The organism is Pseudomonas sp. GM24 (assembly GCF_000282235.1).
Taxonomy (GTDB): domain Bacteria; phylum Pseudomonadota; class Gammaproteobacteria; order Pseudomonadales; family Pseudomonadaceae; genus Aquipseudomonas.
Window position 1 is genome coordinate 1 of the sequence record NZ_AKJR01000030.1, and the last position, 20,687, is coordinate 20,687.

A 20,687-nucleotide genomic window follows, 5' to 3' on the forward strand; every position below is an offset into this window, starting at 1 on the left:
GAACGCCTCAACCGACGCTCCGCGTTCGGCTTTCGAGGGACGCGGAGCGTCCCGGGCTGCATTCCCACGCGGAGCGTGGGAATGATCACGGTGTCAGGGCGATATAGTCAGTGCCCATCTTGATCGCATACCCCTCCAGCACCTGCTGACACAACGTCACAATCTCCTCGACCCACTCAACCCCCACCCGCCACGACACCACCACCTGCAGATTCGGTGGCCGTTGATCGATGTTGAGCAAGGTCAATTCGCCCCGCGCCAGCTCCTCCGCAACCAGCACCGGCGGCAGCACACCAATCCCAAATCCATCGCGTAACAAGCGGGTAATCGCCGACACCGAGTTCACGCAATTCAAGCGTGGCGCGAGTACGCCACTGGCTTGCATCAAAGCCAACAGATCCTGATGCGGTCGGGAGTTTTTCGAGTAGGTGATGATCCGTTCCTGCGCCAGTTCGGCAAGGTCGGCATAGTCGCGGTTATAGATCGAATTGCTGGCGACGATCCAGCCGAGCGGATGGCTGGCCAGCTCCAGACTGCGCACGCTTTCATGGCGGATCAGATCGGTTTGCAGAACGATATCGAGAAAGCCTTTTTGCAACTGATCGCAGAGGTTCAACGAAGTATCCGCCACCAGCTCGATTTCCACCCGTGGATACAGGTCCGTCATCTGTGCCACCAACGGGCTGAGCCAGGTGTGAATCACCGTGTCCATCACGCCAATGCGCACGCGGCCGACTTTGCTTGAGCGGGTCTCGATCGACTGTTTCAGCGCCGACATGGTGTCGAGCATCTGCTCGGCGTACTCCAGCACTTTCAACCCTTCGGGCGTCAGGCTGACACCGCGTGAATCGCGCAAAAACAGCTTCACCCCCAGCTCGCCTTCCAGTACCGCGATGCGGCTGGAAATCGACGCCTGGGTGGTGAACAGCTTGTCGGCGGTCAGGCGAAAACTCTTCAGTCGGGCGACCCAGACAAAGGTCTCGAGAAACTTCAGGTTCATGGGCAAGGCTCGGGTGACAAATTTTTCTTATGGCTAAGGCGGGTTTTTATTCGTTGGACGCAGCGGGGCCGCGCGACGAAAAATCGACGCATCCGGTCCCCACGATAGGCGTCGTCGGGGCTACGAACAAGACCAATAAAAAACCTGCGGAGATAAGCCATGCGTGCTCCCGACACCCTAGAAGCATCCACGGCAACGGCGCGCCCCGGGCCGTTCGACTGGTATCGCAACATCAATCAGCAGGAGCGCCGTACGTTCTGGAGCTGCAAGATCGGCTACGGTCTGGACGGCATGGACACGCAAATGCTCAGCTTCGTCGTGCCGACGCTGATTGCGATGTGGGGCATCACCACCGGCGAGGCGGGGCTGATTCATACCAGCACATTGATCGCTTCGGCCATCGGCGGTTGGGTTGCCGGAATTCTCTCTGACCGCATCGGTCGCGTGCGCACCCTGCAACTCACGGTGTTGTGGTTCGCCTTCTTCACCTTCCTCTGCGGCTTCGCGCAGAACTACGAACAACTGCTGATCGCCCGGACCTTGATGGGCTTCGGTTTCGGCGGCGAATGGACGGCTGGCGCGGTACTGATCGGCGAGGTGATCCGCGCCAAGGATCGCGGCAAAGCGGTGGGCATGGTGCAATCCGGCTGGGCGTTGGGCTGGGGGCTCACAGCGATTCTATATGCGCTGCTGTTCTCGGTGTTGCCGCCGGAAGATGCCTGGCGTGCGCTGTTCATCCTCGGCATCGTGCCGGCGATTTTCGTGATTTTCGTCCGTCGACTGGTGAAAGATCCGGAGATCTATCGCGAGGCTAAAGCCCAACAAACGCCGGAGAATCAATCGAAGTTCTACGAGATCTTCGCGCCGGGCATGCTCTTCACCACGTTCCGCGCTTCACTGCTGACCACTGGCGCCCTCGGTGGTTACTACGCGATCACTTCCTGGCTGCCGACCTTTCTGAAAAACGAACGCGGTTTGAGCGTGCTCGGTACGGGCGGTTATCTGGCGATGGTGATTGTCGGCTCCTACGTCGGTTACGTGATCAGCGCTTATCTGACAGACCTGCTCGGGCGGAAAAAGAACTTCATCCTGTTCGCGGTCGGCTCGTTCACCATCGTTCTGCTCTACACGCAACTGCCGGTCAGCAATGGCGTGATGCTGTGGCTGGGCTTCCCGTTGGGCTTCTTTGCTTCAGGGATTTTCAGCGGCATGGGCGCGTTTCTGACTGAATTGTTTCCTACGCGAATTCGCGGTTCGGGGCAGGGCTTTTGCTACAACATCGGTCGGGCACTGGCGGCTTTGTTTCCGCTGCTGATCGGCTTGCTTAGCCAGAAGGTGCCGTTGAGTGTCGGCATTGGCGCGTTTGCGGCGGTGTCTTACGGCGTGGTGATTATCGCGGCATTGAGCCTGCCGGAAACCCGTGGCAAGCAACTCGATGCGCAGTAACTGATAACCTGCTTAGCACAGTCCTACAGATAAAAAGACAAGCACCTACAGGAGTGTTCACCGTGAGCCGCCTGCTATTGAATTGCGACATTGGCGAGAGCTTCGGCAGCTGGACCATGGGTCTGGATGCCGAGGTCATGCCCTTCATCGATTGTGCCAACGTGGCTTGCGGTTTCCATGCCGGCGACCCGAGCATCATGCGCAAGACCGTCAGCCTGGCATTGAGCCACGGCGTGCAGATCGGCGCACACCCGGCTTATCAGGATCTGGTCGGTTTCGGTCGCCGCTCCATGGCGTATTCGGCGCAAGAGCTGCAAGACATCCTGCATTACCAGATCGGCGCGCTCGACGGCATTTGCAAGGCCCAGGGCGGGCGCGTCAGCTACGTCAAACCACACGGCGCGATGTACAACGACATGATGGCCAATCCGGCGCAATTGCGTGCGGTGATTCAGGCAGTGGCCGCTTATGACCGCAGCCTGCCGTTGATGCTGATGGCCACCCGCGACAACTCGGCGGCGCAGCAGATCGGCGATGAATATGGCGTGACATTGTGGTTCGAAGCCTTCGCTGACCGCGCTTACGACAGTGCCGGCAAACTGGTTTCACGGCAATTGCCGGGCGCGGTGCATCACGATCCGGAAAAAATCATCGAGCAAGCCCTGACCATTGCCCGTGGCGACAACCTCAGCGCCAGCGACGGCAGCGCCTTGCGCCTGCACGCCAACACCCTTTGCGTGCACGGCGACAACGCCAGTTCGGTAGCGGCCGTGCAGCGCATTCGCGAGGCCCTGAATCAGCAGAGCGCCTTATGAACCCAAGGATTGAAGTGGTGGCACTGGATTGCCTGATGTTGCGTCTGTTCGATGAAATCGCCGAAGCCAACATGCCGTGGATGCTCGCTGCCAGTGAGCGTTTGCGTGCGGTATTCGGTGAGCAACTGATCGATCTGGTGCCGTCCTATACGACGCTGATGGTGCATTACGATTTGACTGCACTGAGTCCGAGTCAGGCGCGGGAATTGATCGCCGAAGCGCTGATCGATCTGTCACCGAATGCGCGAACTGGCGGCCAATGTCATGTGTTGCCGGTCTGGTATGACTTGAGCGTCGGCCCTGAGTTGAGTTTGCTGGCCGAGCGCAGCGGTCTGGCGGTGGATGAAGTGATCCGTCGCCACAGCGGACGTGAGTATCAGGTATTCGCCCTTGGTTTCGCGCCGGGTTTCGCGTTTATGGGGTTGGTCGAAGAAGTGCTTGCCGCGCCTCGCCTGAACACACCACGCAAAAAAGTCGCTGCCGGTAGCGTCGGCATTGCCGAACGGCAGACGGCGGCTTACCCCGTGGTCTCTCCCGGTGGCTGGAACCTGATCGGCCGCACCCCGGCCAAGTTGTTCGACCGCAATCGCGACGGCTACAGCCTGATGCAACCGGGCGACACGGTGCGATTCGAAGCGGTCAGTCATGCCGAGTTCGTCAATCTGGGTGGTGATGACACACCACTGGAGGCGCAGACATGAGCCGACTGACGATTGAAGCCAGTACCCCGTTGTGCCTGTTGCAGGACGCGGGACGGTTTGGCGTGCGGCACCTGGGCGTCACCCAGGGCGGTGCGGCGGATTGGTGTTCGATGAGCTGGGCCAACTGGTTGCTCGGCAATAACCTCGATGCAACGGTGATCGAAATCACCCTAGGCGGGTTTGCCGTCGTCGCTGCAGAGGATTGTTTGCTGGCACTGGCCGGAGCTGATCTTGGCGCACAGATTGATGGTCAGCCGCTGGCGCCGTGGCGCAGTTTCAAGTTGGGTAAAGGACAGAAGTTGCTGTTCACGCAACCGCTGCTCGGTGCCCGGGCTTATCTGGCGGCGCCCGGTGGTTTTGATGCACCGAAGGTGCTGGGCAGCAGCGCGACGGTGGTGCGTGAAGAGTTCGGTGGGCTGGACGGTATGGGCTTGCCGTTGGCCAAGGGCGCGACGCTGAGTTATCACAGGAAATCGCTATGTGTTCGCGAAGTGCCTTTGGATTTACGACCGGATTTGAAAGCGAATGCACCGCTGGATCTGGTGCTCGGCGCACAGATCGGCCAGTTCAGTGGGCAGAGTTTGTTTGATGCCTTCAACAGTGCCTGGACGCTGGACAGTCGCGCTGATCGCATGGGCATTCGTTTGCTGGGCAAGGCGTTGGAATATCAGGGGCAGCCGATGATTTCCGAAGGCATTCCACTCGGGGCGGTGCAGGTACCGCCGGACGGGCAACCGATCGTGTTGCTCAATGATCGTCAGACCATTGGTGGTTATCCACGCTTGGGGGCGCTGACACCCTTGGCGCTGGCGAGGCTGGCGCAATGTCTCCCGGGTGACAGGGTGCGGTTCACGCCAGTCATGCAAGAGCGTGCATGGCATGACCATATCAACTACCTGAAGTCCTACTTGTAATTGTCCGTACTTCGGACGGAAGACCGAGATTTTTCCTGGCGCATCAGTACGTCGCCCTACATCGCTTGTCGAGCATGTATGGAACTATCGGTCTTCATCTTTTACAAGGAAGTTACAGATGCGTTTTATGACAGTAATGGCCCAATCAAAGGGCGAATGTGCGAACAGTGTCGATGGGCACATTGTCGGTTTTTATGAGGGTGTGGACTGCGTGCCGGTTTATCGGGCGAGCATCGATCGTTTCTACAATGTGCAACGACTGGACGCCGACCGGGCCGGTCATCAGGACATCGTTGCGTGTATCGAGACATTTATGTCCACCGCAACCGTCGACATGATGCGTATGTTTCACTGGAATCACCGCACGGAGGCGAGTGGTAACGCCATGGAGCTGATGACCGTGGAGACCAACGCGGGTGCTGAGGTGAAAAGCGTAAGGTTTCGCTTTCTGGCGCCAGAGGGCGAAATGAAGAGTGAAGTGACCCTGAGTCCTGAAACGGACATTGAAAAAAATCGCAGGGTAGCGCTGGAAAATGGCGGGGCGAAAGTTGTCGCCAGAGGGAAGAAAAAACGCCGCGGGCAAAAAACGACTGCTGTCGGCCCCGCGATTCTGGACACCTCTTTCATGGACCGGCTCTGCAAGTCTTATCTCGCGACAGATTGGTAAATTCGCGAGCCTGAAAGGCAGCCGCTTTCATACGGTCTGCCTTTCAGTATTTACGTTCGCAATCTTACTTGGACAAAAACCGCATCCCTTCCTCAAGCCCGCGCAACGTCAACGGATACATCTGATCCTCGATCAGATCGCGCACGATATTGGTCGACGAGGTATAGCCCCAGGTGTCTTTCGGATACGGATTGATCCAGATGAGTTTCTTGTACTTCTCCATGAAGCGCTGCATCCACACGTAACCCGGCTCTTCGTTCCAGTGCTCGACACTGCCGCCGGCCTGGGTGATTTCATACGGCGCCATGGCGGCGTCACCGATGAAGATCACTTTGTAGTCGGCGCCGTACTTGTGCAGCAGGTCCTGGGTCGAAGTGCGTTCCGAGGTGCGGCGCATATTGTTCTTCCACACCGATTCATAAACGAAGTTGTGGAAGTAGAAGTACTCCAGATGCTTGAACTCGGTCTTGCAGGCCGAGAACAGTTCCTCACAAATCTTCACGTGGGCGTCCATCGAACCGCCGATGTCGAACAGCAACAACAGCTTCACCGTGTTGCGGCGTTCAGGGCGCATCTGGATGTTCAGCAGACCGGCGTCCTTGGCGGTGTGGTCGATGGTGCCATCGATATCGAGTTCTTCCGCTGCGCCCTGACGGGCGAATTTACGCAAGCGGCGCAGGGCAACCTTGATGTTGCGCGTGCCCAGTTCCACCGAATCATCGAGGTTCTTGTACTCACGCTGATCCCAGACTTTCACCGCTTTGCCCTGGCGCTTGCCGGCATCGCCGACCCGAATGCCTTCCGGGTTGAAACCGCCGGAACCGAACGGACTGGTGCCGCCGGTGCCGATCCACTTGTTGCCGCCGGCGTGGCGTTCCTTCTGTTCCTCCAGACGCTTCTTGAACTCTTCGATCAGCTTGTCGAGGCCGCCAAGGGACTGGATCTGCGCGCGCTCCTCGTCACTCAGCGAACGCTCGAATTCCTTGCGCAGCCAGTCTTCGGGAATCAGCGCCTGCAAGTGATCATCGAGCTTTTCGAGGCCATTGAAGTAGGCGCCGAACGCGCGGTCGAACTTGTCGAAATGGCGTTCGTCCTTCACCAGAATCGCCCGCGACAAGTAATAAAACTCGTCCATGTCGGCGAAGGTCACGCGCTGTTTCAGCGCGTTGATCAGGTCGAGCAACTCGCGCACCGACACCGGCACCTTGGCTGCACGCATTTCATTGAACAGGTTGAGCAACATGGCGTCAGCCTCTTAGCGGGTGCCGCGACGGCTCATGAACGCCAGGCGCTCAAGCAGTTGCACGTCCTGTTCGTTCTTCACCAAGGCACCGGCCAGTGGCGGGATCGCTTTGGTCGGATCGCGTTCGCGCAATACCGCTTCGCCGATGTTGTCGGCCATCAGCAGCTTCAGCCAGTCGACCAGTTCGGAGGTCGATGGCTTCTTCTTCAGCCCCGGCACCTTGCGTACGTCAAAGAACACGTCCAGCGCTTCGCTGACCAGATCCTTCTTGATGTCCGGGTAGTGCACGTCGACGATTTTTTGCAGGGTGGTGCGGTCGGGGAAGGCGATGTAGTGGAAGAAGCAGCGGCGCAGGAAGGCGTCCGGCAGTTCTTTCTCGTTGTTGGAGGTAATGATGATGATCGGGCGCTTCTTTGCCTTGATGGTCTCGTCGATCTCGTAAACGTAGAACTCCATCTTGTCGAGTTCTTGCAGCAGGTCGTTGGGGAACTCGATGTCGGCCTTGTCGATCTCGTCGATCAGCAGAATGACCCGCTCTTCGGACTCGAAAGCCTCCCAGAGTTTGCCCTTCTTCAGGTAGTTGCGCACATCGTGGACTTTCTCATTGCCCAGTTGCGAGTCGCGCAGACGGCTGACCGCATCGTACTCGTACAGACCCTGATGGGCCTTGGTGGTGGACTTGATGTGCCAGGTGATCAACTTGGCGCCGAACGATTCGGCCAGTTGCTCGGCGAGCATGGTCTTGCCGGTGCCCGGTTCGCCCTTGACCAGCAGCGGCCGCTCCAGGGTGATGGCGGCGTTGACCGCCAGCTTCAGGTCATCGGTGGCGACGTAGGCCTGGGTGCCTTCGAACTTCATCTGCTAATCCTCGAACGGTAACGCCGACCTGACGGGCAGGGCGGGGGCGAAATAATCGGATGCCCGACTATAACGCGCAGCCCGGTCGACTGTGAACGCAGACGGCTTATTCAGTCTCTGAATGGGGCGTCACATGTTGACTCAGTCTCGGCCGATGGCCAGTATTCAGGTATCGCCGATTTGGCGATAGCCTTCAGGATGTCCACTGAATCTGTGGCGAGGGAGCTTGCTCCCGCTGGGCTGCGAAGCAGTCCCCATCTGCCCTGAGGCGCTGAATTGATGTTATCCATGAAACGACCACGCTTGGCGGCAGTTACTGCGCTCTCTGATAGTCGGCTTGCACTCTGCTTTGTTGATGGTCGCGCGCTGACACTCGATTTGAGTCGAGATATTCAAACGTATAAGCAGTTGCAGCCCTTGCTTGATCCCCAAGTCTTTGCGACTGCCATCTTGGGCGATAACGGTTGGACCGTTGAATGGCCGGCCCCGGATATTCAGATTGGCGCCGATACTCTATATCTGGATGCTTTTCCAGAAATGAACCCTAACCCGCATCTGGCTTCGGCCGCTCATACCGGGCATTGAATGCCTGTACGAAACCATTGCGCAAAATCTGCAAAAATGCTTCGAACGCGCTGATGTTTTGCTGATGCACGTTGCCGCTGAGTTCGACCTTGGTGGCGAACTGGTTTTTCGCCTGATTCTTCAGCACGGTTTCAGTACCACCGACCAAAGCCTCCCAGACTGAGCGGAAGATGCTCTTGTTCTTGTTTTCCACGTCCTGCTGCCAGTTGAACACTTCGACGTCACGCAGCAGGGGTTTGATGTAGCCGTTGACCTGGGCTTTTTTGGCTTGGGCTTCGATCACCACATCACCGTGGCCGGCGTTGAAGTCGAACTTGCCGTAGGCCGATGCGAAGTCGTTCATGCGCTTGAGTTCAATGTCTTTGGCGCGCAGGCGGAACTCGAAGTCTTCGAAATTGCTCAGAGGGTCGAACGTTGCGGTGGTTTCCAGCGGTGCATGACCCAGCAGCAGGGCTTTGCCTTCGAAGCGGGCGTCGCGTTTGCCCTGTTTGTCGACCACGTTGGTCAGGTTGTAGATGCTCGCGTCGACATCGGTCGCGTTCATGTTCACTGGAGGTTTTGAATTGAAGTTGCGGAAACTGATCTTGCCGTCCTGAATCTGTACTTCGTCGAGAGTGATCGGCAGCAATTTGCCCAGTTGCGCGCGCCAGTCGGTGCCTTGACCTGTTTGTGAGTTCTGTTTGTTAGCGCCACCATCGACGAAATTGACTTCAGGATTTACGAATCTCACCTGCGCCACGACGGCATGGTCGTACCACAGCGAATGCCAGCTGACTGCCAGATCGATCAGCGGTGCGTTGACGAACGGTACCGGTACCTTGCCGTCGACCTTGACGATCTTCAGCCCATTGATCTTGTAGGCGCCGCGCCATAGGGCCAAGTCGACATCAGTGATCTGACCCCGATAGTCACCCATGTCCGCCAGTTTGCCGTTCAGGTAGTCGCGCACCATGTAGGGCAGGGCGATGTGCAGCGCGATCAGCAGCACAACGACGACGGCGAAAATCCCTAATGGCCAACTGTAGCGACGCTTCATGACGGCAATTCCCTGACGATGTAAGCGATTGACTGTCACGTCGCGCAGACGTTCGACCCGACTGGACTGTGATGGGCAACAGGCATACCTTTGAAGGCTGAATTCAATGCTGCATAAGGACCCAGCCATGAGCCGTATTTTCGCTGACAACGCCCATTCCATCGGTAATACGCCGCTGGTGCAGATCAACCGCATCGCGCCGCGTGGCGTGACCATTCTGGCCAAGATCGAGGGGCGCAACCCCGGTTATTCGGTCAAGTGCCGGATCGGAGCCAACATGATCTGGGACGCCGAAAGCAGCGGCAAACTCAAGCCGGGCATGACCATTGTCGAGCCGACGTCGGGTAACACCGGGATCGGTCTGGCGTTTGTTGCCGCTGCCCGTGGTTACAAGTTGATGCTGACCATGCCGGCTTCGATGAGCATCGAACGCCGTAAAGTCCTCAAGGCTCTGGGCGCCGAGCTGGTGTTGACCGAGCCAGCCAAGGGCATGAAAGGCGCCATCGAAAAGGCTGCCGAGATCGTTGCCAGCGATGCCGACAAATATTTCATGCCGGCGCAGTTCGATAACCCGGCGAACCCGGCGATTCACGAAAAAACTACCGGTCCGGAAATCTGGAACGACACCGATGGTGCGGTGGATGTACTGGTGGCTGGGGTTGGCACGGGCGGAACCATCACGGGCGTTTCGCGGTATATCAAGAATACCCAGGGCAAACCGATTCTGTCGGTGGCGGTGGAGCCGATGTCGTCGCCAGTGATCACCCAGGCGCTGGCGGGTGAAGAAATCAAACCGAGCCCGCACAAGATTCAAGGGATCGGCGCCGGTTTTGTGCCAAAGAACCTCGATCTGTCGATGGTCGACCGGGTTGAGCAGGTCACCGACGAAGAGTCCAAGGCCATGGCCCTGCGCTTGATGCAGGAAGAGGGGATTTTGTGCGGCATCTCCTGCGGTGCAGCGATGGCGGTAGCAGTGCGTCTGGCGGAGACGCCGGAGATGCAGGGCAAGACTATCGTGGTGATTCTGCCGGACTCGGGTGAGCGTTATCTGTCGAGCATGTTGTTCAGCGATCTGTTCACTGAGCAGGAGACTCAGCAGTAATCCAGTTGATTCAGGTCAGCCGGGGTTCAGGATCGTTATGCTAATAAATGCTTTGTTGCGCAATGCTTAACACTGAATCTTGTGTAAGGCGGGTTTTGTCCGAAGCCGGTAGTGTTTATCATGGCCGGCTGCCATGTCGGGTAAAGGGCATTGCGCAGCGTTGTCTTTATTCAAGGAGTCGTTGATGAGCTTTTCGTTAGCCGCCAAGGTGTCGGTGCTGCTGCTGTTTGTGGGCAGCATCCTCTATGTGCATTTGCGCGGCAAGGCGCGTTTGCCGGTTCTGCGCCAGTTCGTCAACCACTCGGCACTGTTCGCTCCGTACAATGCCTTGATGTACCTGTTCTCCGGCGTGCCGTCCAAGCCGTATCTGGATCGCAGCAAATTCCCGGAACTGGACGTACTACGCGACAACTGGGAAACCATTCGCGACGAGGCCATGCATCTGTTCGATGAAGGCTATATTCGCGCGGCGGAAAAGAACAACGACGCCGGTTTCGGCTCATTCTTCAAGAAGGGCTGGAAGCGTTTCTACCTCAAGTGGTATGACAAACCGCTGCCGTCGGCTGAAACCCTGTGCCCGAAGACCGTGGCACTGGTCAGTGCGATTCCCAACGTAAAAGGTGCGATGTTTGCGTTGTTGCCGGGTGGCAGCCACTTGAACCCGCATCGCGATCCGTTCGCCGGCTCCCTGCGTTATCACCTCGGCTTGTCGACGCCGAACTCCGACGATTGCCGGATTTTCGTCGATGGTCAGGTTTACGCCTGGCGTGACGGCGAAGACGTGATGTTCGACGAAACTTACGTGCACTGGGTCAAGAACGAAACCGAACAAACTCGCGTGATCCTGTTCTGCGACGTCGAGCGTCCGCTGAGCAACCGCCTCATGACCCGCATCAACCGCTCGATCAGCGCCTGGCTCGGCCGCGCCACCGCACCGCAGAACCTTGACGACGAGCGCGTCGGCGGGATCAACCAGGCTTACGCCTGGAGCAAGAACTTCAGCGACAAGTTCAGTGGAGTGGTCAAACAGTGGAAACGCCGTCATCCGAAGGCCTACCGCGTGATGCGACCGGTGCTGGCGGTGGTGGTGTTGACGTTGTTGGGGTATTGGCTGTTTGGTTGAGGCTGGATGTTGTAATAAAAAAACCGCTCCTTGTGAGCGGTTTTTTTATGAAGAGAAGGTGAACGAAGCGCCAGCGAGGACGCCTCCTGGCTCTTCCGCGGCTGGATTCACCAATGCTTCTCTGATTCGATGCAACTCCTGTTCAGACAACTTTCCAGAAGAGCGTTTTCTATCAGCTTTTATCGGTCTGGCGCCTGGCGCCTTTTTTTCAACGGCAGCCTTCATGGTGCCTCCGGCGTTGAAGCTAAGGGGTTCTTTGGCCTTCCACCTGACAACATCTCGCCAAGAGAAATGAGGATCAAACCATTCTTCATAGGCACTCAGCGCTTGAGCATCGATTGCTTCGAAACGAACTCTGGAGTGATCAACATCCACTATCCCTTGCTGCAACAAGTCTTTGTGCAGCTTTGCGAAAGTAACCCCAGCCTGTTTTCTGGCCTGTGATTTATACACTTGGTAGCGCAAATACGTCCGTTCCCTTGGCATGTGATCCCGTGCATTCCTTGTCCTCGATGGTGGGGTGTCGCAATTGCGATCCAGCCTATTCACCTTGCGGCCAACTGTCCCTGCCGGCCCTTTGCCCAAATCATTGCAATCGATGTCGCCCGCTGGTTATAGTCAGCGCTCGTGAGCCCCATGGTTCACCTTCCAGCCCTTCAAAAAAGATCTGCCCCTATGCCTGCATCCCTCATCAACGCGGTAGTCGATTCAGCGGTCAACGCTGGCGTCGTGCCGTGCGGGAATCAGCAGCCCCAGCAGATCAGTCATTACCCTCCACCTGTCAGTAGCACGCCGGTGTGCGCAGTCGTATCACCGCCGGGCGTTGGCGTTTCGGGCTGATCGGCAGTTTTTGCTGACCCCTGCGCCCGCCAGAAAAACCTACTGAATTTCAGCTTCGGCTGAGTTGGCTATTTGCCTGACTACAGGTGGTATTCATGTTTGTCCTGTCGAAAAAATCCGCGCTCGCGGCCGCGTCCACGAGCCTGTTCGTCCTGCTGTGGAGCAGCGGTGCGATCTTCTCCAAATGGGGCCTGGCCCATGCTTCGCCGTTTGCCTTTCTGCTGATTCGCTTTGTGATTGCCTTGTGCGGGCTGGTGCTGCTGGCGCCGCTGCTCAAACTGAAGTTGCCCAAGGGTCGACGGCCGATGCTGTTTGCGATCGCCACCGGCGTGGTGTTGTTGGGGGCTTATCAGATTTTCTATCTGCTGGCGCTCAACACCAAAGTCACCCCGGGGGTGATGGCGACCATCATGGGCGTGCAGCCGATTCTCACGGTGGTATTGATGGAGCGGCAGCGCTCGGCGAGCCGGATGTTTGGTCTGGCGTTGGGGCTGGCGGGGCTGATCATGGTGGTTTACCAAGGCATCGGTCTGGCCGGGATATCCTGGGCGGGGATGCTGTTTGGTCTGCTGGCGCTGGCGAGCATGACGCTGGGCTCGATCATGCAGAAGCGCATCACCGACAATCCCCTCGGCACACTGCCGGTGCAGTATCTGGCCGGGCTGTTGTTGTGCGGGATCTTCGTGCCGTTCCAGCCGTTCCACTTTGAACACAGCACAGGCTTTATCGTGCCTGTTTTGTGGATGGGGCTGGTGGTCTCGGTGCTGGCGACGCTGTTGCTGTATCGATTGATCGCGCGAGGCAATCTGGTGAATGTCACCAGTCTGTTCTATCTGGTGCCGGCGGTGACGGCAGTGATGGACTACTTGATTTTCGGCAATCGCCTGGCGGCATTGAGCGTGCTGGGTATGCTGTTGATCATTGTCGGTCTGGCGTTTGTCTTCCGTAAAAGGGGGTAACAGGTCGTCAGGTGGCGGCTTTTAGGCCATCGATCGCGAGCAGGCTCACTCCTACAGGGGAACGCATTCCAATTGTAGGAGTGAGCCTGCTCGCGATTGCCTTTTCGGCAACAGCACAAATTTATCGGGCCGGCACCTCAGCCGGTTGCACCACCGCCGGCTTCAACACCAGCCACAATGCCAGCGCAATCAACACCCCGCCATAAATGTGCGCCATCGACAACGGCTCATCCAGCAACAACGCCCCCCACAAAACCCCGAACGGCGGAATCATGAAGGTCACGGTCATCGACTTCACCGGACCGATCGAACTGAGCAGGCGGAAATAAATGATGTAGGCAAACGCCGTACAGCCCAACCCCAGGCCCAACAGCGACAGCCAGACATTCCAGCCGCCCCAGCTGACTGGCGGTGCAGTGATTACGCTATAGCCGAACAGCGGCAACAGGAACAACGTCGCACCGAGCATGCTGCCCAGCGCCGACAATCGGCTGTCCAGTCCACCGGCCTGATCCAGCCAACGCCGCGCGAGGAAACCGGCGAAGCCATAGCAAGTGGTCGCCAGCAGGCAGGCGACGGCGCCCATCAACAACTGCAAGTCGAACGCCACGGGGCCGGCGCGGGTCAGCACGCCAACACCGAACAGGCCGAGGAACACCCCACCCAACTTGGCAGCAGTGAGTTTTTCACTGAAGAACAACCCGCCAATCAGCACGCCCATCAACGGCGTGGTGGCATTGAAAATCGCCGAGTAGCCGGCTGGCAACACCTGAGCCGCAACGGAATACAGCGTCGCCGGAATCCCCGAATTGATCACGCCCAGCAGCATCACGGTTTTCAATTTGCCTTTGAAATCCCAGCGCACGCGCATCAGCCCGAGGATCACCAGCAGGCCAACGGCCGCAATCGACACGCGAAAAAAACCGGTCGGGATCGTGCCAATCACCGGCGCAATAATGCGCATGAACAGAAAACTCGCGCCCCAGATGGCCGCCAGCGACAACATACGGAAAATATCGACAGGGCTCACGGCGGGTCTCCTTCCTTGATCGGGACGAGAGTGTTGCCGAGCGCCCTGACGATGGCAACCGCTATTCGGGCATTCAACTTTGCGCTCAGATCACAAAGCGTGTCACCAGACCGTTGAGATCGACCGCCAGACGCGACAACTCCTGGCTCGCCGCCGAGGTCTGAGTCGCCCCGGCGGCGGTTTGCGTGGAGAGGTCACGAATGGTCACCAGATTCTGATCGACCTCACGCGCCACCAAAGCCTGCTGCTCGGCCGCGCTGGCGATCACCAGATTGCGCTGGTTGATCTGCGAGATCGACGCGGTGATTTTCTCCAGTGCCTGGCCCGCGCTGTTGGCTCGGCGCAACGTCTGACCAGCCTGCTCGGCACTGCTCTGCAACGCGCCCACTGTTGCCCCGGTGCCTTGCTGGATGCTGCTGATCATCAGCTCGATTTCTTCGGTGGAATTCTGCGTGCGTTGTGCCAGCGAACGCACTTCGTCGGCGACCACGGCAAAACCGCGCCCGGCTTCACCGGCGCGCGCCGCTTCGATCGCCGCATTGAGCGCCAACAAGTTGGTCTGCCCGGCAATCCCGCGAATCACCTCCAGCACTTTGCTGATGTCCTGTGCCTGAGTGGCCAGGCCCTCGGCTTGTTCGGAAGCACCGAGTACCGCATCGACCAGCTCCTGAATCGAACTGATGGTTTCGCTGACCTGTACATGACCGTGCTTGCTGTCTTCGTTGGATGCAGCGGACGCTTCGGCGCTGGACACCGCATTGGCCGCGACCTCATCCACCGCCGTGCTCATCTCGGTGACTGCTGTAGCGGCTTGTTCAATCTGATCGTTCTGTTGTTGCAGGCCGCGGGTGCTTTGCTCCATCACCGAACTCATTTCCTCGGCAGCGGAAGCCAGTTGCTGTGCCGATTCGCTGATTCCTCGAATGGTCGAGCGCAAATTGCCCTGCATCTCGGCCAAGGCGTCGAGCAGGTGCGCAGCCTCATCTTTACCAGTGCTGACGATCTGGCCGCTGAGATCACCGGCAGCAATGCGTCGCGCTACACCCAGTGCCTGATTGATCGGGGTGGTGATGCTGCGCGTCAACTGCCAGGCCAACAGCAGCGTGGCAATCAGGGCAATCACGATGATGGTCGCGACGATCCACAATGCCCGTTGGTACATGGCTGCGGCGGCATCGGCGGCGGCGTCGGCACCTTGTTGATTGAGGCTGATCATCTGCTCCAGCGTCTTGTCGAGCACAGTACCCTGAGGTGCCAGCTCGTTGCTCAAACGGGTGGCCGCCTGCTCGTTCTGACCGGCGTCAATCTGGCTGACAATCTGATCGAGAATGCTCAGGTATTTGCCGACGGCTGCGTTCAAGCCGTCGAGCATCGCTTGTTCCTGATCGTTGGCAATCAAGGCTTTGTGATCGTTGAGGCGTTTGAGCAACTCATCGCGTTGGGCTTTGAGGATGCCTTTGCTTCTGTCGCGCACGGCGGGTTGGGTGATGGCGATCAGACGCAAGGATTCGAGACGGATGCTGGCGATATTCGCCGCCGCGTCATGAATGCTCTCGATGCTGGGCATCCATGACTCTTCGATCACCGCTGCACTTTCGCGCAGGGTTTTCATCTGGCCCAGCCCGAACAGGCCGACCACCACCAGCAGACCGGCCAAAACGGCAAAGCTCAAACTGGCGCGCAAACCTATGCGCAGATTCCGGATAGACATCAGTGTGCTCCTTGATCTTTGAGGGGAGAGGTCGCCCTCGTCGGCGAGGATCTTGTTATGAGGCGGGTAATGGCGGGCTGTATATCAAAGTGCCACTATTTTGGTAAGACCAATCTGGAATCGGCACTGACGGTAAGTGCATTGGCAGCAAAGCCACGAACTAGACGCGCCTGATCAGTATTGGATCCGAAGCCCAGAGAATTCGCGGGCTGGCGCAGGACGGCCAGAAAGACCGGTAAGGTGATTAACTGACCGAACGGTCGATTTAAAAAACTTTGCTAAAAACTGTGTCGCTGTACAACCCTGACGCAGATTTGGCAGAAATTGCACTTCACCTGCGCGCGTATCCGTGGCTAAGCTCAGGCACAGATTTCCCAATGCACGCCGAGGTCTCATCTATGCCGCAGCAATGGCCAGCCACCGACATCGCCCGCATGATCCTCGATGGCTTTGACGATTACCGCGAGCATTTCCGGCGCATCACCGACGGTGCCCGGGAGCGCTTCGAGCAGGCACGCTGGCAGGAGACGCAGACGGCGTCGGCAGCACGGATCAACCTTTACGAAGAAAAGGTCGGCGAAACCATCGCCCGCCTGCGCGAATACTTCGACGACGAAACGCTGATGAATGTCAGCTGCTGGCCGCTGGTGAAAAGCGCTTACATCAGCGTCATCGACCTGCGCTTCGACGATGAGCTGTCCGAGACCTGGTACAACTCGATTTTCTGCGGGCTGTTCAGCCACGACCTGATCAGCGACGGCTGCATGTTCATCCACACCACGCGCCCGAGCCTGCGCCGTGCCCGCGCCGCGCAAACCCGCACATACAAGCCGCAGGGACAACTGTCGGGGATGCTCGCGAGCATTTTTGCCGACTACCGTTTCAGCGAGGACTACGCCGATTTGCCGGGTGACCTGCGCCGGCTCGAAGCGCAACTGCGCGAGAACCTGCCGGACTGGGTGTGCAAGGACCCGGAACTCAGCGTCGAGCTGTTTTCCTCGGTGCTGTACCGTAACAAGGGCGCGTATCTGGTCGGGCGCATCTACACCCGCGACGAGCAATGGCCGCTGGTGATCCCGCTGTTGCACCGCGAAGGGCGCGGGATTCAGATCGACGCGCTGATCACCGACGAAGCTGACGTGTCGATCATCTTCTCGTTCACCCGTTCGTATTTCATGGTCGACGTACCGGTGCCGGCGGAGTTTATCGGCTTCCTGCGGCGCATTTTGCCGGGCAAGCACATTGCCGAGTTGTACACCTCGATCGGTTTCTACAAGCATGGCAAATCCGAGTTTTACCGCGCACTGATCAACCATCTGGCCAACACCGACGACCAGTTCATCATGGCGCCGGGTGTGCGCGGCATGGTCATGAGCGTGTTCACCCTGCCGGGCTTCAACACCGTGTTCAAGATCATCAAGGACCGTTTTTCGCCGTCGAAAAACGTCGATCGCGCCACGGTGATCGAGAAGTACCGATTGGTGAAAAGTGTCGACCGGGTAGGGCGCATGGCCGATACCCAGGAGTTCGCCGACTTCCGTTTTCCGCTGAGCAAGTTTGATCCGGCCTGTCTTGAGGAATTGTTGGAAGTGGCGCCGTCGACGGTTTCAGTCGAAGGCGACACCGTGTTGATCCGCCACTGCTGGACCGAGCGGCGAATGACCCCGCTCAATCTGTATCTGGAGAACGCCAACGACGCGCAGGTGCGCGAGGCGCTGGAGGATTACGGCCTGGCGATCAAGCAACTGGCGGCGGCGAATATCTTTCCCGGTGACATGCTGCTGAAGAACTTTGGCGTCACCCGGCACGGCCGTGTGGTGTTTTATGACTACGACGAGATCTGCTTTCTGACCGAAGCCAACTTCCGTCACATTCCTGCGCCGCGCACGCCCGAAGATGAGATGGCCTCCGAACCGTGGTATTCGATCGGGCCGCTGGATGTGTTTCCCGAGGAATTTCCGCCGTTTCTGTTTGCTGATTCGGGGCAGCGCAAGTTGTTCGACCAGTTGCATGGCGAGTTGTATAACGCTGATTACTGGAAGAGTTTGCAGGAGGCGATTCGCGCCGGCAAAGTCATCGACGTCTTCCCGTATCGGCGCAAAGGCCTCGATAACGAATAACTCTTTTAAAAGCCCCTCACCCCAGCCCTCTCCCAGTGTATGTACCGGAGACATGGTGGACAGGTGTTCGGAGACATGGTGGACACATTTTAATAGACACATTGCTCATCGCGAAGGAGATGGCCTGTGTCTTGGGAAGAGGTGTCCACCGTGCAGCTTCGTTCAGAATTCGTGCTGTTGGCTCGGCAAGAAGGGGCCAATGTTCGGCAGCTTTGCCGTCGATTCAATATCAGCCCAAGCACTGCCTACAAATGGCTCAACAGGTTTGAAAACCTCGGTGCGCAAGGGTTGATCGATCAGTCTCGACGACCGAAGACGTCACCCAAACGCTGCGCTGATGAGGTTGAGCAGCAGATTTTGACCGTGAGTCAGGAGTACGCCGCTTGGGGCGCTCGCAAGCTCAAGCGCGTGTTGGAAGACGACGGCAAAGTGATGCCCTCTGTCAGCACCGTGCATGCGGTTTTACAGCGTCATTCGCGCGTTGATCCAAAGGCTGCCGAGGTCAAACCGATTATCCGGTTCGAGCACGAGGCGCCCAACGATCTTTGGCAGATCGACTTCAAAGGCCATATCAGCCTGAAACACGGACGTTGCCATCCGCTGACGATACTGGACGATCACTCACGGTTCTCACTGTGCATCGCTGCGTGCGCCAATGAGCAGCGCCGAACCGTCCAGGAGCAACTAACGCGGGCCTTTCGGCGCTACGGTCTGCCTCTGCGCATGACGATGGACAACGGTTCGCCATGGGGTGACCAGACCGGCGTTTATACCGCGCTGGAGGTCTGGCTGATGAGCCAGGGCATCAAGGTCGGCCACTCCCGACCTTATCACCCGCAAACCCAGGGAAAGCTGGAGCGCTTCCACCGCAGTCTGAAAAGGGAAGTCCTGCAAGGCCAACTCTTCATCGATCTGGACGATGCACAACGGGCGTTTGATATCTGGCGTGATATCTACAACCAGAAGCGCCCGCATCAAGCGCTGGACATGCAGGTTCCTGCTACTCGCTACAGCAGCAGCCCACGGGAATACCAGGAGCAACCAGCGGCACCTGAGTACGACGATGGGGATGTGGTCAGGAAGGTTCAGGTGAAAGGAGAGATCTACTGGGGGAACCGTGAATACACAGTCGGAAAGGCTTTTCACGGGAGGTCAGTAGCTATCCGGGAAACGACGGAGGACGGCATCCACGATGTCTACTGGAGTAGACATCGTATCGCCCGAATCGACTTGAACTTGCAGACCGTTACGGCAGGTAAGAAGATCTAAAACCGTCCACTATGTCTCCGAACATGTGTCCACCATGTCTCCGGTACATACACTCCCGGAGGGAGAGGGGGCCGACCGAGGTGTCTTGCGGGGTACGTCGACCTGGAAGATTTTGGTGATTATGGTTTTGGTGAAAGACCTTGGCGGTTATGGCTTTTGTGAAAGGCCTTCGATTTGGCTTTGTGAGCTTGGCCATTTTGGATTCAATGAAAGACGTTCAAGTCGGTGTAGCTCTCGAATATCCCCGAATCGGTTCCCTCTCCCTTGGGAGAGGGCTAGGGTGAGGGGCTTTCGGTTCGGGACATCAACGTCTCAAGCCTGGCCAACGGCGGCGCATCTTGGTTGCGGTCGAATACCTGAATGCCAATCTTGAGTAAGCGGCCGTTTTCGGCTGCGCTGATCACCTGTTCACACCGCAACAACAACCGCCCCTGATCACAATCCAGCGCTTTCATACCCATCGGCAACTTCCCTTCCAACCGCAACTCCGCCATCCGACTCTGCGCCGCAATCATCGCCAGCGACCGATCCCTTAAAACCCCACTACTCTGCGTCATCAACCCCGCCACCCGCACAGCCGCCGACATCGCCACGGCAATAATCGCCAGCGCCACCAGCACCTCAATCAACGTGAAACCCGCTTCCCGCGAACGCGCACGCATACATGGCCCAAAACCCAAACCCAGCCCTCGACGCTAACCCCCGTCCTTGACGGCTTGACGACGAAAACACCCGAGGATTTTCAACATCACTGACATATCTTCTTGCAACACTGCGCGTCGAATCGAATCAAGCCAGGGCATGTCGAGATGGATATCGCACCTTTCAAATCGCTTCAGCAACCGTTGCGCACGCCGCGTGGGCAGCAGGGTTTTACCCTGATCGAGATCATGGTGGTCGTGGTGATTCTGGGGATTTTGGCGGCGATGGTGGTGCCCAAGGTGCTCGACCGGCCGGATCAGGCGCGGGCGACGGCGGCGAAGCAGGATATTGGTGGGTTGATGCAGGCGTTGAAGTTGTATCGCCTCGATCACGGCACTTACCCGAGCATGAACCAAGGGCTGAAGGTGTTGGTGGAGCGGCCGGCGGATGCGAAGAACAGCAATTGGCGCTCGTACCTGGAGCGCTTGCCGAACGATCCGTGGGGGCGTCCTTATCAGTACCTCAACCCCGGTGCGAATGGCGAGATCGACATCTTTTCCCTCGGTGCCGACGGTCAGCCGGACGGCGACGGCGTGAATGCCGACATCGGTTCCTGGCAGTTGTAA

The 20,687-nt window shown here is 58.0% G+C and carries 19 protein-coding genes and 1 pseudogene; 12 read left to right on the forward strand and 8 right to left on the reverse strand.

What is annotated here, in order from left to right; genetic code table 11:
- Positions 1-85 precede the first annotated feature (85 nt).
- Entirely contained in the window at positions 86-1,000 is a 915-nt protein-coding gene (locus tag PMI23_RS05230; protein WP_007911319.1) for a LysR family transcriptional regulator, read from the reverse strand.
- A 159-nt stretch (positions 1,001-1,159) separates the two neighbouring features.
- Here PMI23_RS05230 and PMI23_RS05235 point away from each other — a divergent pair, with 159 nt between their 5' ends.
- The 5 genes from PMI23_RS05235 (at position 1,160) to PMI23_RS05255 (ending at position 5,543) form a co-directional block, all read left to right on the forward strand.
- Complete coding sequence (locus PMI23_RS05235; RefSeq protein WP_007911315.1) at positions 1,160-2,446, forward strand: MFS transporter; 1,287 nt, start codon at positions 1,160-1,162, stop codon at positions 2,444-2,446.
- 62 nt (positions 2,447-2,508) lie between these two features.
- A complete protein-coding gene (locus PMI23_RS05240) occupies positions 2,509-3,261 on the forward strand; it encodes a 5-oxoprolinase subunit PxpA (RefSeq protein WP_007911313.1) in 753 nt (250 codons plus the stop codon).
- The gene (pxpB, locus tag PMI23_RS05245; protein WP_007911307.1) at positions 3,258-3,962 is read left to right on the forward strand and encodes a 5-oxoprolinase subunit PxpB; all 705 of its coding nucleotides are present in this window, start codon (positions 3,258-3,260) and stop codon (positions 3,960-3,962) included. The genes PMI23_RS05240 and pxpB overlap by 4 nt, the downstream gene beginning before the upstream one ends.
- Complete coding sequence (locus tag PMI23_RS05250; protein ID WP_007911305.1) at positions 3,959-4,876, forward strand: biotin-dependent carboxyltransferase family protein; 918 nt, start codon at positions 3,959-3,961, stop codon at positions 4,874-4,876. The genes pxpB and PMI23_RS05250 overlap by 4 nt, the downstream gene beginning before the upstream one ends.
- Positions 4,877-4,994: 118 nt before the next feature.
- Positions 4,995-5,543 (forward strand): hypothetical protein, encoded by a 549-nt coding sequence (locus PMI23_RS05255; protein ID WP_007911303.1) that lies wholly within the window; start codon positions 4,995-4,997, stop codon positions 5,541-5,543.
- A 64-nt stretch (positions 5,544-5,607) separates the two neighbouring features.
- On the opposite strand, the gene PMI23_RS05260 is transcribed toward PMI23_RS05255, so the two are convergent.
- Positions 5,608-6,786, reverse strand: a complete 1,179-nt coding sequence (locus tag PMI23_RS05260) for a vWA domain-containing protein (protein WP_007911295.1) — start codon at positions 6,784-6,786, stop codon at positions 5,608-5,610.
- 12 nt (positions 6,787-6,798) lie between these two features.
- Complete coding sequence (locus tag PMI23_RS05265) at positions 6,799-7,644, reverse strand: AAA family ATPase (protein ID WP_007911294.1); 846 nt, start codon at positions 7,642-7,644, stop codon at positions 6,799-6,801.
- Between the two features lie 279 nt (positions 7,645-7,923).
- Between PMI23_RS05265 and PMI23_RS29195 the strand changes: the two are divergent.
- A pseudogene (locus tag PMI23_RS29195) lies at positions 7,924-8,181 on the forward strand (DUF2442 domain-containing protein); the annotation flags it as partial.
- A 7-nt stretch (positions 8,182-8,188) separates the two neighbouring features.
- On the opposite strand, the gene PMI23_RS05270 reads toward PMI23_RS29195, so the two are convergent.
- Positions 8,189-9,265 carry a DUF748 domain-containing protein gene (locus PMI23_RS05270; protein ID WP_007911290.1) on the reverse strand — a complete coding sequence of 359 codons (1,077 nt, stop codon included), beginning with the start codon at positions 9,263-9,265 and terminating at the stop codon, positions 8,189-8,191.
- 127 nt (positions 9,266-9,392) lie between these two features.
- Here PMI23_RS05270 and cysK point away from each other — a divergent pair, with 127 nt between their 5' ends.
- Complete coding sequence (gene cysK, locus PMI23_RS05275) at positions 9,393-10,367, forward strand: cysteine synthase A (RefSeq protein ID WP_007911289.1); 975 nt, start codon at positions 9,393-9,395, stop codon at positions 10,365-10,367.
- Positions 10,368-10,551: 184 nt separating this feature from the next.
- The gene (locus tag PMI23_RS05280; protein WP_007911288.1) at positions 10,552-11,490 is read left to right on the forward strand and encodes an aspartyl/asparaginyl beta-hydroxylase domain-containing protein; all 939 of its coding nucleotides are present in this window, start codon (positions 10,552-10,554) and stop codon (positions 11,488-11,490) included.
- 45 nt (positions 11,491-11,535) lie between these two features.
- Here the strand turns inward: PMI23_RS05280 and PMI23_RS29960 are convergent, their stop codons facing one another.
- A complete protein-coding gene (locus PMI23_RS29960) occupies positions 11,536-11,955 on the reverse strand; it encodes a hypothetical protein (protein WP_238539517.1) in 420 nt (139 codons plus the stop codon).
- Between the two features lie 470 nt (positions 11,956-12,425).
- Here PMI23_RS29960 and PMI23_RS05290 point away from each other — a divergent pair, with 470 nt between their 5' ends.
- Positions 12,426-13,289 carry a DMT family transporter gene (locus tag PMI23_RS05290; protein ID WP_007911287.1) on the forward strand — a complete coding sequence of 288 codons (864 nt, stop codon included), beginning with the start codon at positions 12,426-12,428 and terminating at the stop codon, positions 13,287-13,289.
- A gap of 121 nt (positions 13,290-13,410) precedes the next feature.
- Here the strand turns inward: PMI23_RS05290 and PMI23_RS05295 are convergent, their stop codons facing one another.
- Together PMI23_RS05295 and PMI23_RS05300 are read right to left on the reverse strand one after the other, a co-directional pair.
- Entirely contained in the window at positions 13,411-14,319 is a 909-nt protein-coding gene (locus tag PMI23_RS05295) for a DMT family transporter (RefSeq protein ID WP_007918085.1), read from the reverse strand.
- Positions 14,320-14,404: 85 nt separating this feature from the next.
- The gene (locus PMI23_RS05300; RefSeq protein WP_007918083.1) at positions 14,405-16,030 is read right to left on the reverse strand and encodes a methyl-accepting chemotaxis protein; all 1,626 of its coding nucleotides are present in this window, start codon (positions 16,028-16,030) and stop codon (positions 14,405-14,407) included.
- 398 nt (positions 16,031-16,428) lie between these two features.
- On the opposite strand from PMI23_RS05300, the gene aceK reads away from it, so the two are divergent.
- Both aceK and PMI23_RS05310 read left to right on the forward strand, forming a co-directional pair.
- Complete coding sequence (gene aceK / locus PMI23_RS05305) at positions 16,429-18,150, forward strand: bifunctional isocitrate dehydrogenase kinase/phosphatase (RefSeq protein WP_007918081.1); 1,722 nt, start codon at positions 16,429-16,431, stop codon at positions 18,148-18,150.
- A gap of 126 nt (positions 18,151-18,276) precedes the next feature.
- Entirely contained in the window at positions 18,277-19,419 is a 1,143-nt protein-coding gene (locus tag PMI23_RS05310) for an IS481 family transposase (protein WP_007949675.1), read from the forward strand.
- A 275-nt stretch (positions 19,420-19,694) separates the two neighbouring features.
- On the opposite strand, the gene gspI is transcribed toward PMI23_RS05310, so the two are convergent.
- Positions 19,695-20,081 (reverse strand): type II secretion system minor pseudopilin GspI, encoded by a 387-nt coding sequence (gspI, locus tag PMI23_RS05315; protein ID WP_157279730.1) that lies wholly within the window; start codon positions 20,079-20,081, stop codon positions 19,695-19,697.
- Between the two features lie 147 nt (positions 20,082-20,228).
- Here gspI and gspG point away from each other — a divergent pair, with 147 nt between their 5' ends.
- Positions 20,229-20,687 (forward strand): type II secretion system major pseudopilin GspG, encoded by a 459-nt coding sequence (gene gspG, locus PMI23_RS05320; RefSeq protein WP_007918211.1) that lies wholly within the window; start codon positions 20,229-20,231, stop codon positions 20,685-20,687.

Bases quoted from the DNA above. Each gene is read 5' to 3' on its own strand.
- PMI23_RS05230 (WP_007911319.1), bottom strand. From the start codon at position 1,000: ATGAACCTGAAGTTTCTCGAGACCTTTGTCTGGGTCGCCCGACTGAAG.
- PMI23_RS05235 (WP_007911315.1), top strand. From the start codon at position 1,160: ATGCGTGCTCCCGACACCCTAGAAGCATCCACGGCAACGGCGCGCCCC.
- pxpB (WP_007911307.1), top strand. From the start codon at position 3,258: ATGAACCCAAGGATTGAAGTGGTGGCACTGGATTGCCTGATGTTGCGT.
- PMI23_RS05250 (WP_007911305.1), top strand. From the start codon at position 3,959: ATGAGCCGACTGACGATTGAAGCCAGTACCCCGTTGTGCCTGTTGCAG.
- PMI23_RS05255 (WP_007911303.1), top strand. From the start codon at position 4,995: ATGCGTTTTATGACAGTAATGGCCCAATCAAAGGGCGAATGTGCGAAC.
- PMI23_RS05260 (WP_007911295.1), bottom strand. From the start codon at position 6,786: ATGTTGCTCAACCTGTTCAATGAAATGCGTGCAGCCAAGGTGCCGGTG.
- PMI23_RS05265 (WP_007911294.1), bottom strand. From the start codon at position 7,644: ATGAAGTTCGAAGGCACCCAGGCCTACGTCGCCACCGATGACCTGAAG.
- PMI23_RS05270 (WP_007911290.1), bottom strand. From the start codon at position 9,265: ATGAAGCGTCGCTACAGTTGGCCATTAGGGATTTTCGCCGTCGTCGTT.
- cysK (WP_007911289.1), top strand. From the start codon at position 9,393: ATGAGCCGTATTTTCGCTGACAACGCCCATTCCATCGGTAATACGCCG.
- PMI23_RS05280 (WP_007911288.1), top strand. From the start codon at position 10,552: ATGAGCTTTTCGTTAGCCGCCAAGGTGTCGGTGCTGCTGCTGTTTGTG.
- PMI23_RS05290 (WP_007911287.1), top strand. From the start codon at position 12,426: ATGTTTGTCCTGTCGAAAAAATCCGCGCTCGCGGCCGCGTCCACGAGC.
- PMI23_RS05300 (WP_007918083.1), bottom strand. From the start codon at position 16,030: ATGTCTATCCGGAATCTGCGCATAGGTTTGCGCGCCAGTTTGAGCTTT.
- aceK (WP_007918081.1), top strand. From the start codon at position 16,429: ATGCCGCAGCAATGGCCAGCCACCGACATCGCCCGCATGATCCTCGAT.
- gspI (WP_157279730.1), bottom strand. From the start codon at position 20,081: ATGCGTGCGCGTTCGCGGGAAGCGGGTTTCACGTTGATTGAGGTGCTG.
- gspG (WP_007918211.1), top strand. From the start codon at position 20,229: ATGGATATCGCACCTTTCAAATCGCTTCAGCAACCGTTGCGCACGCCG.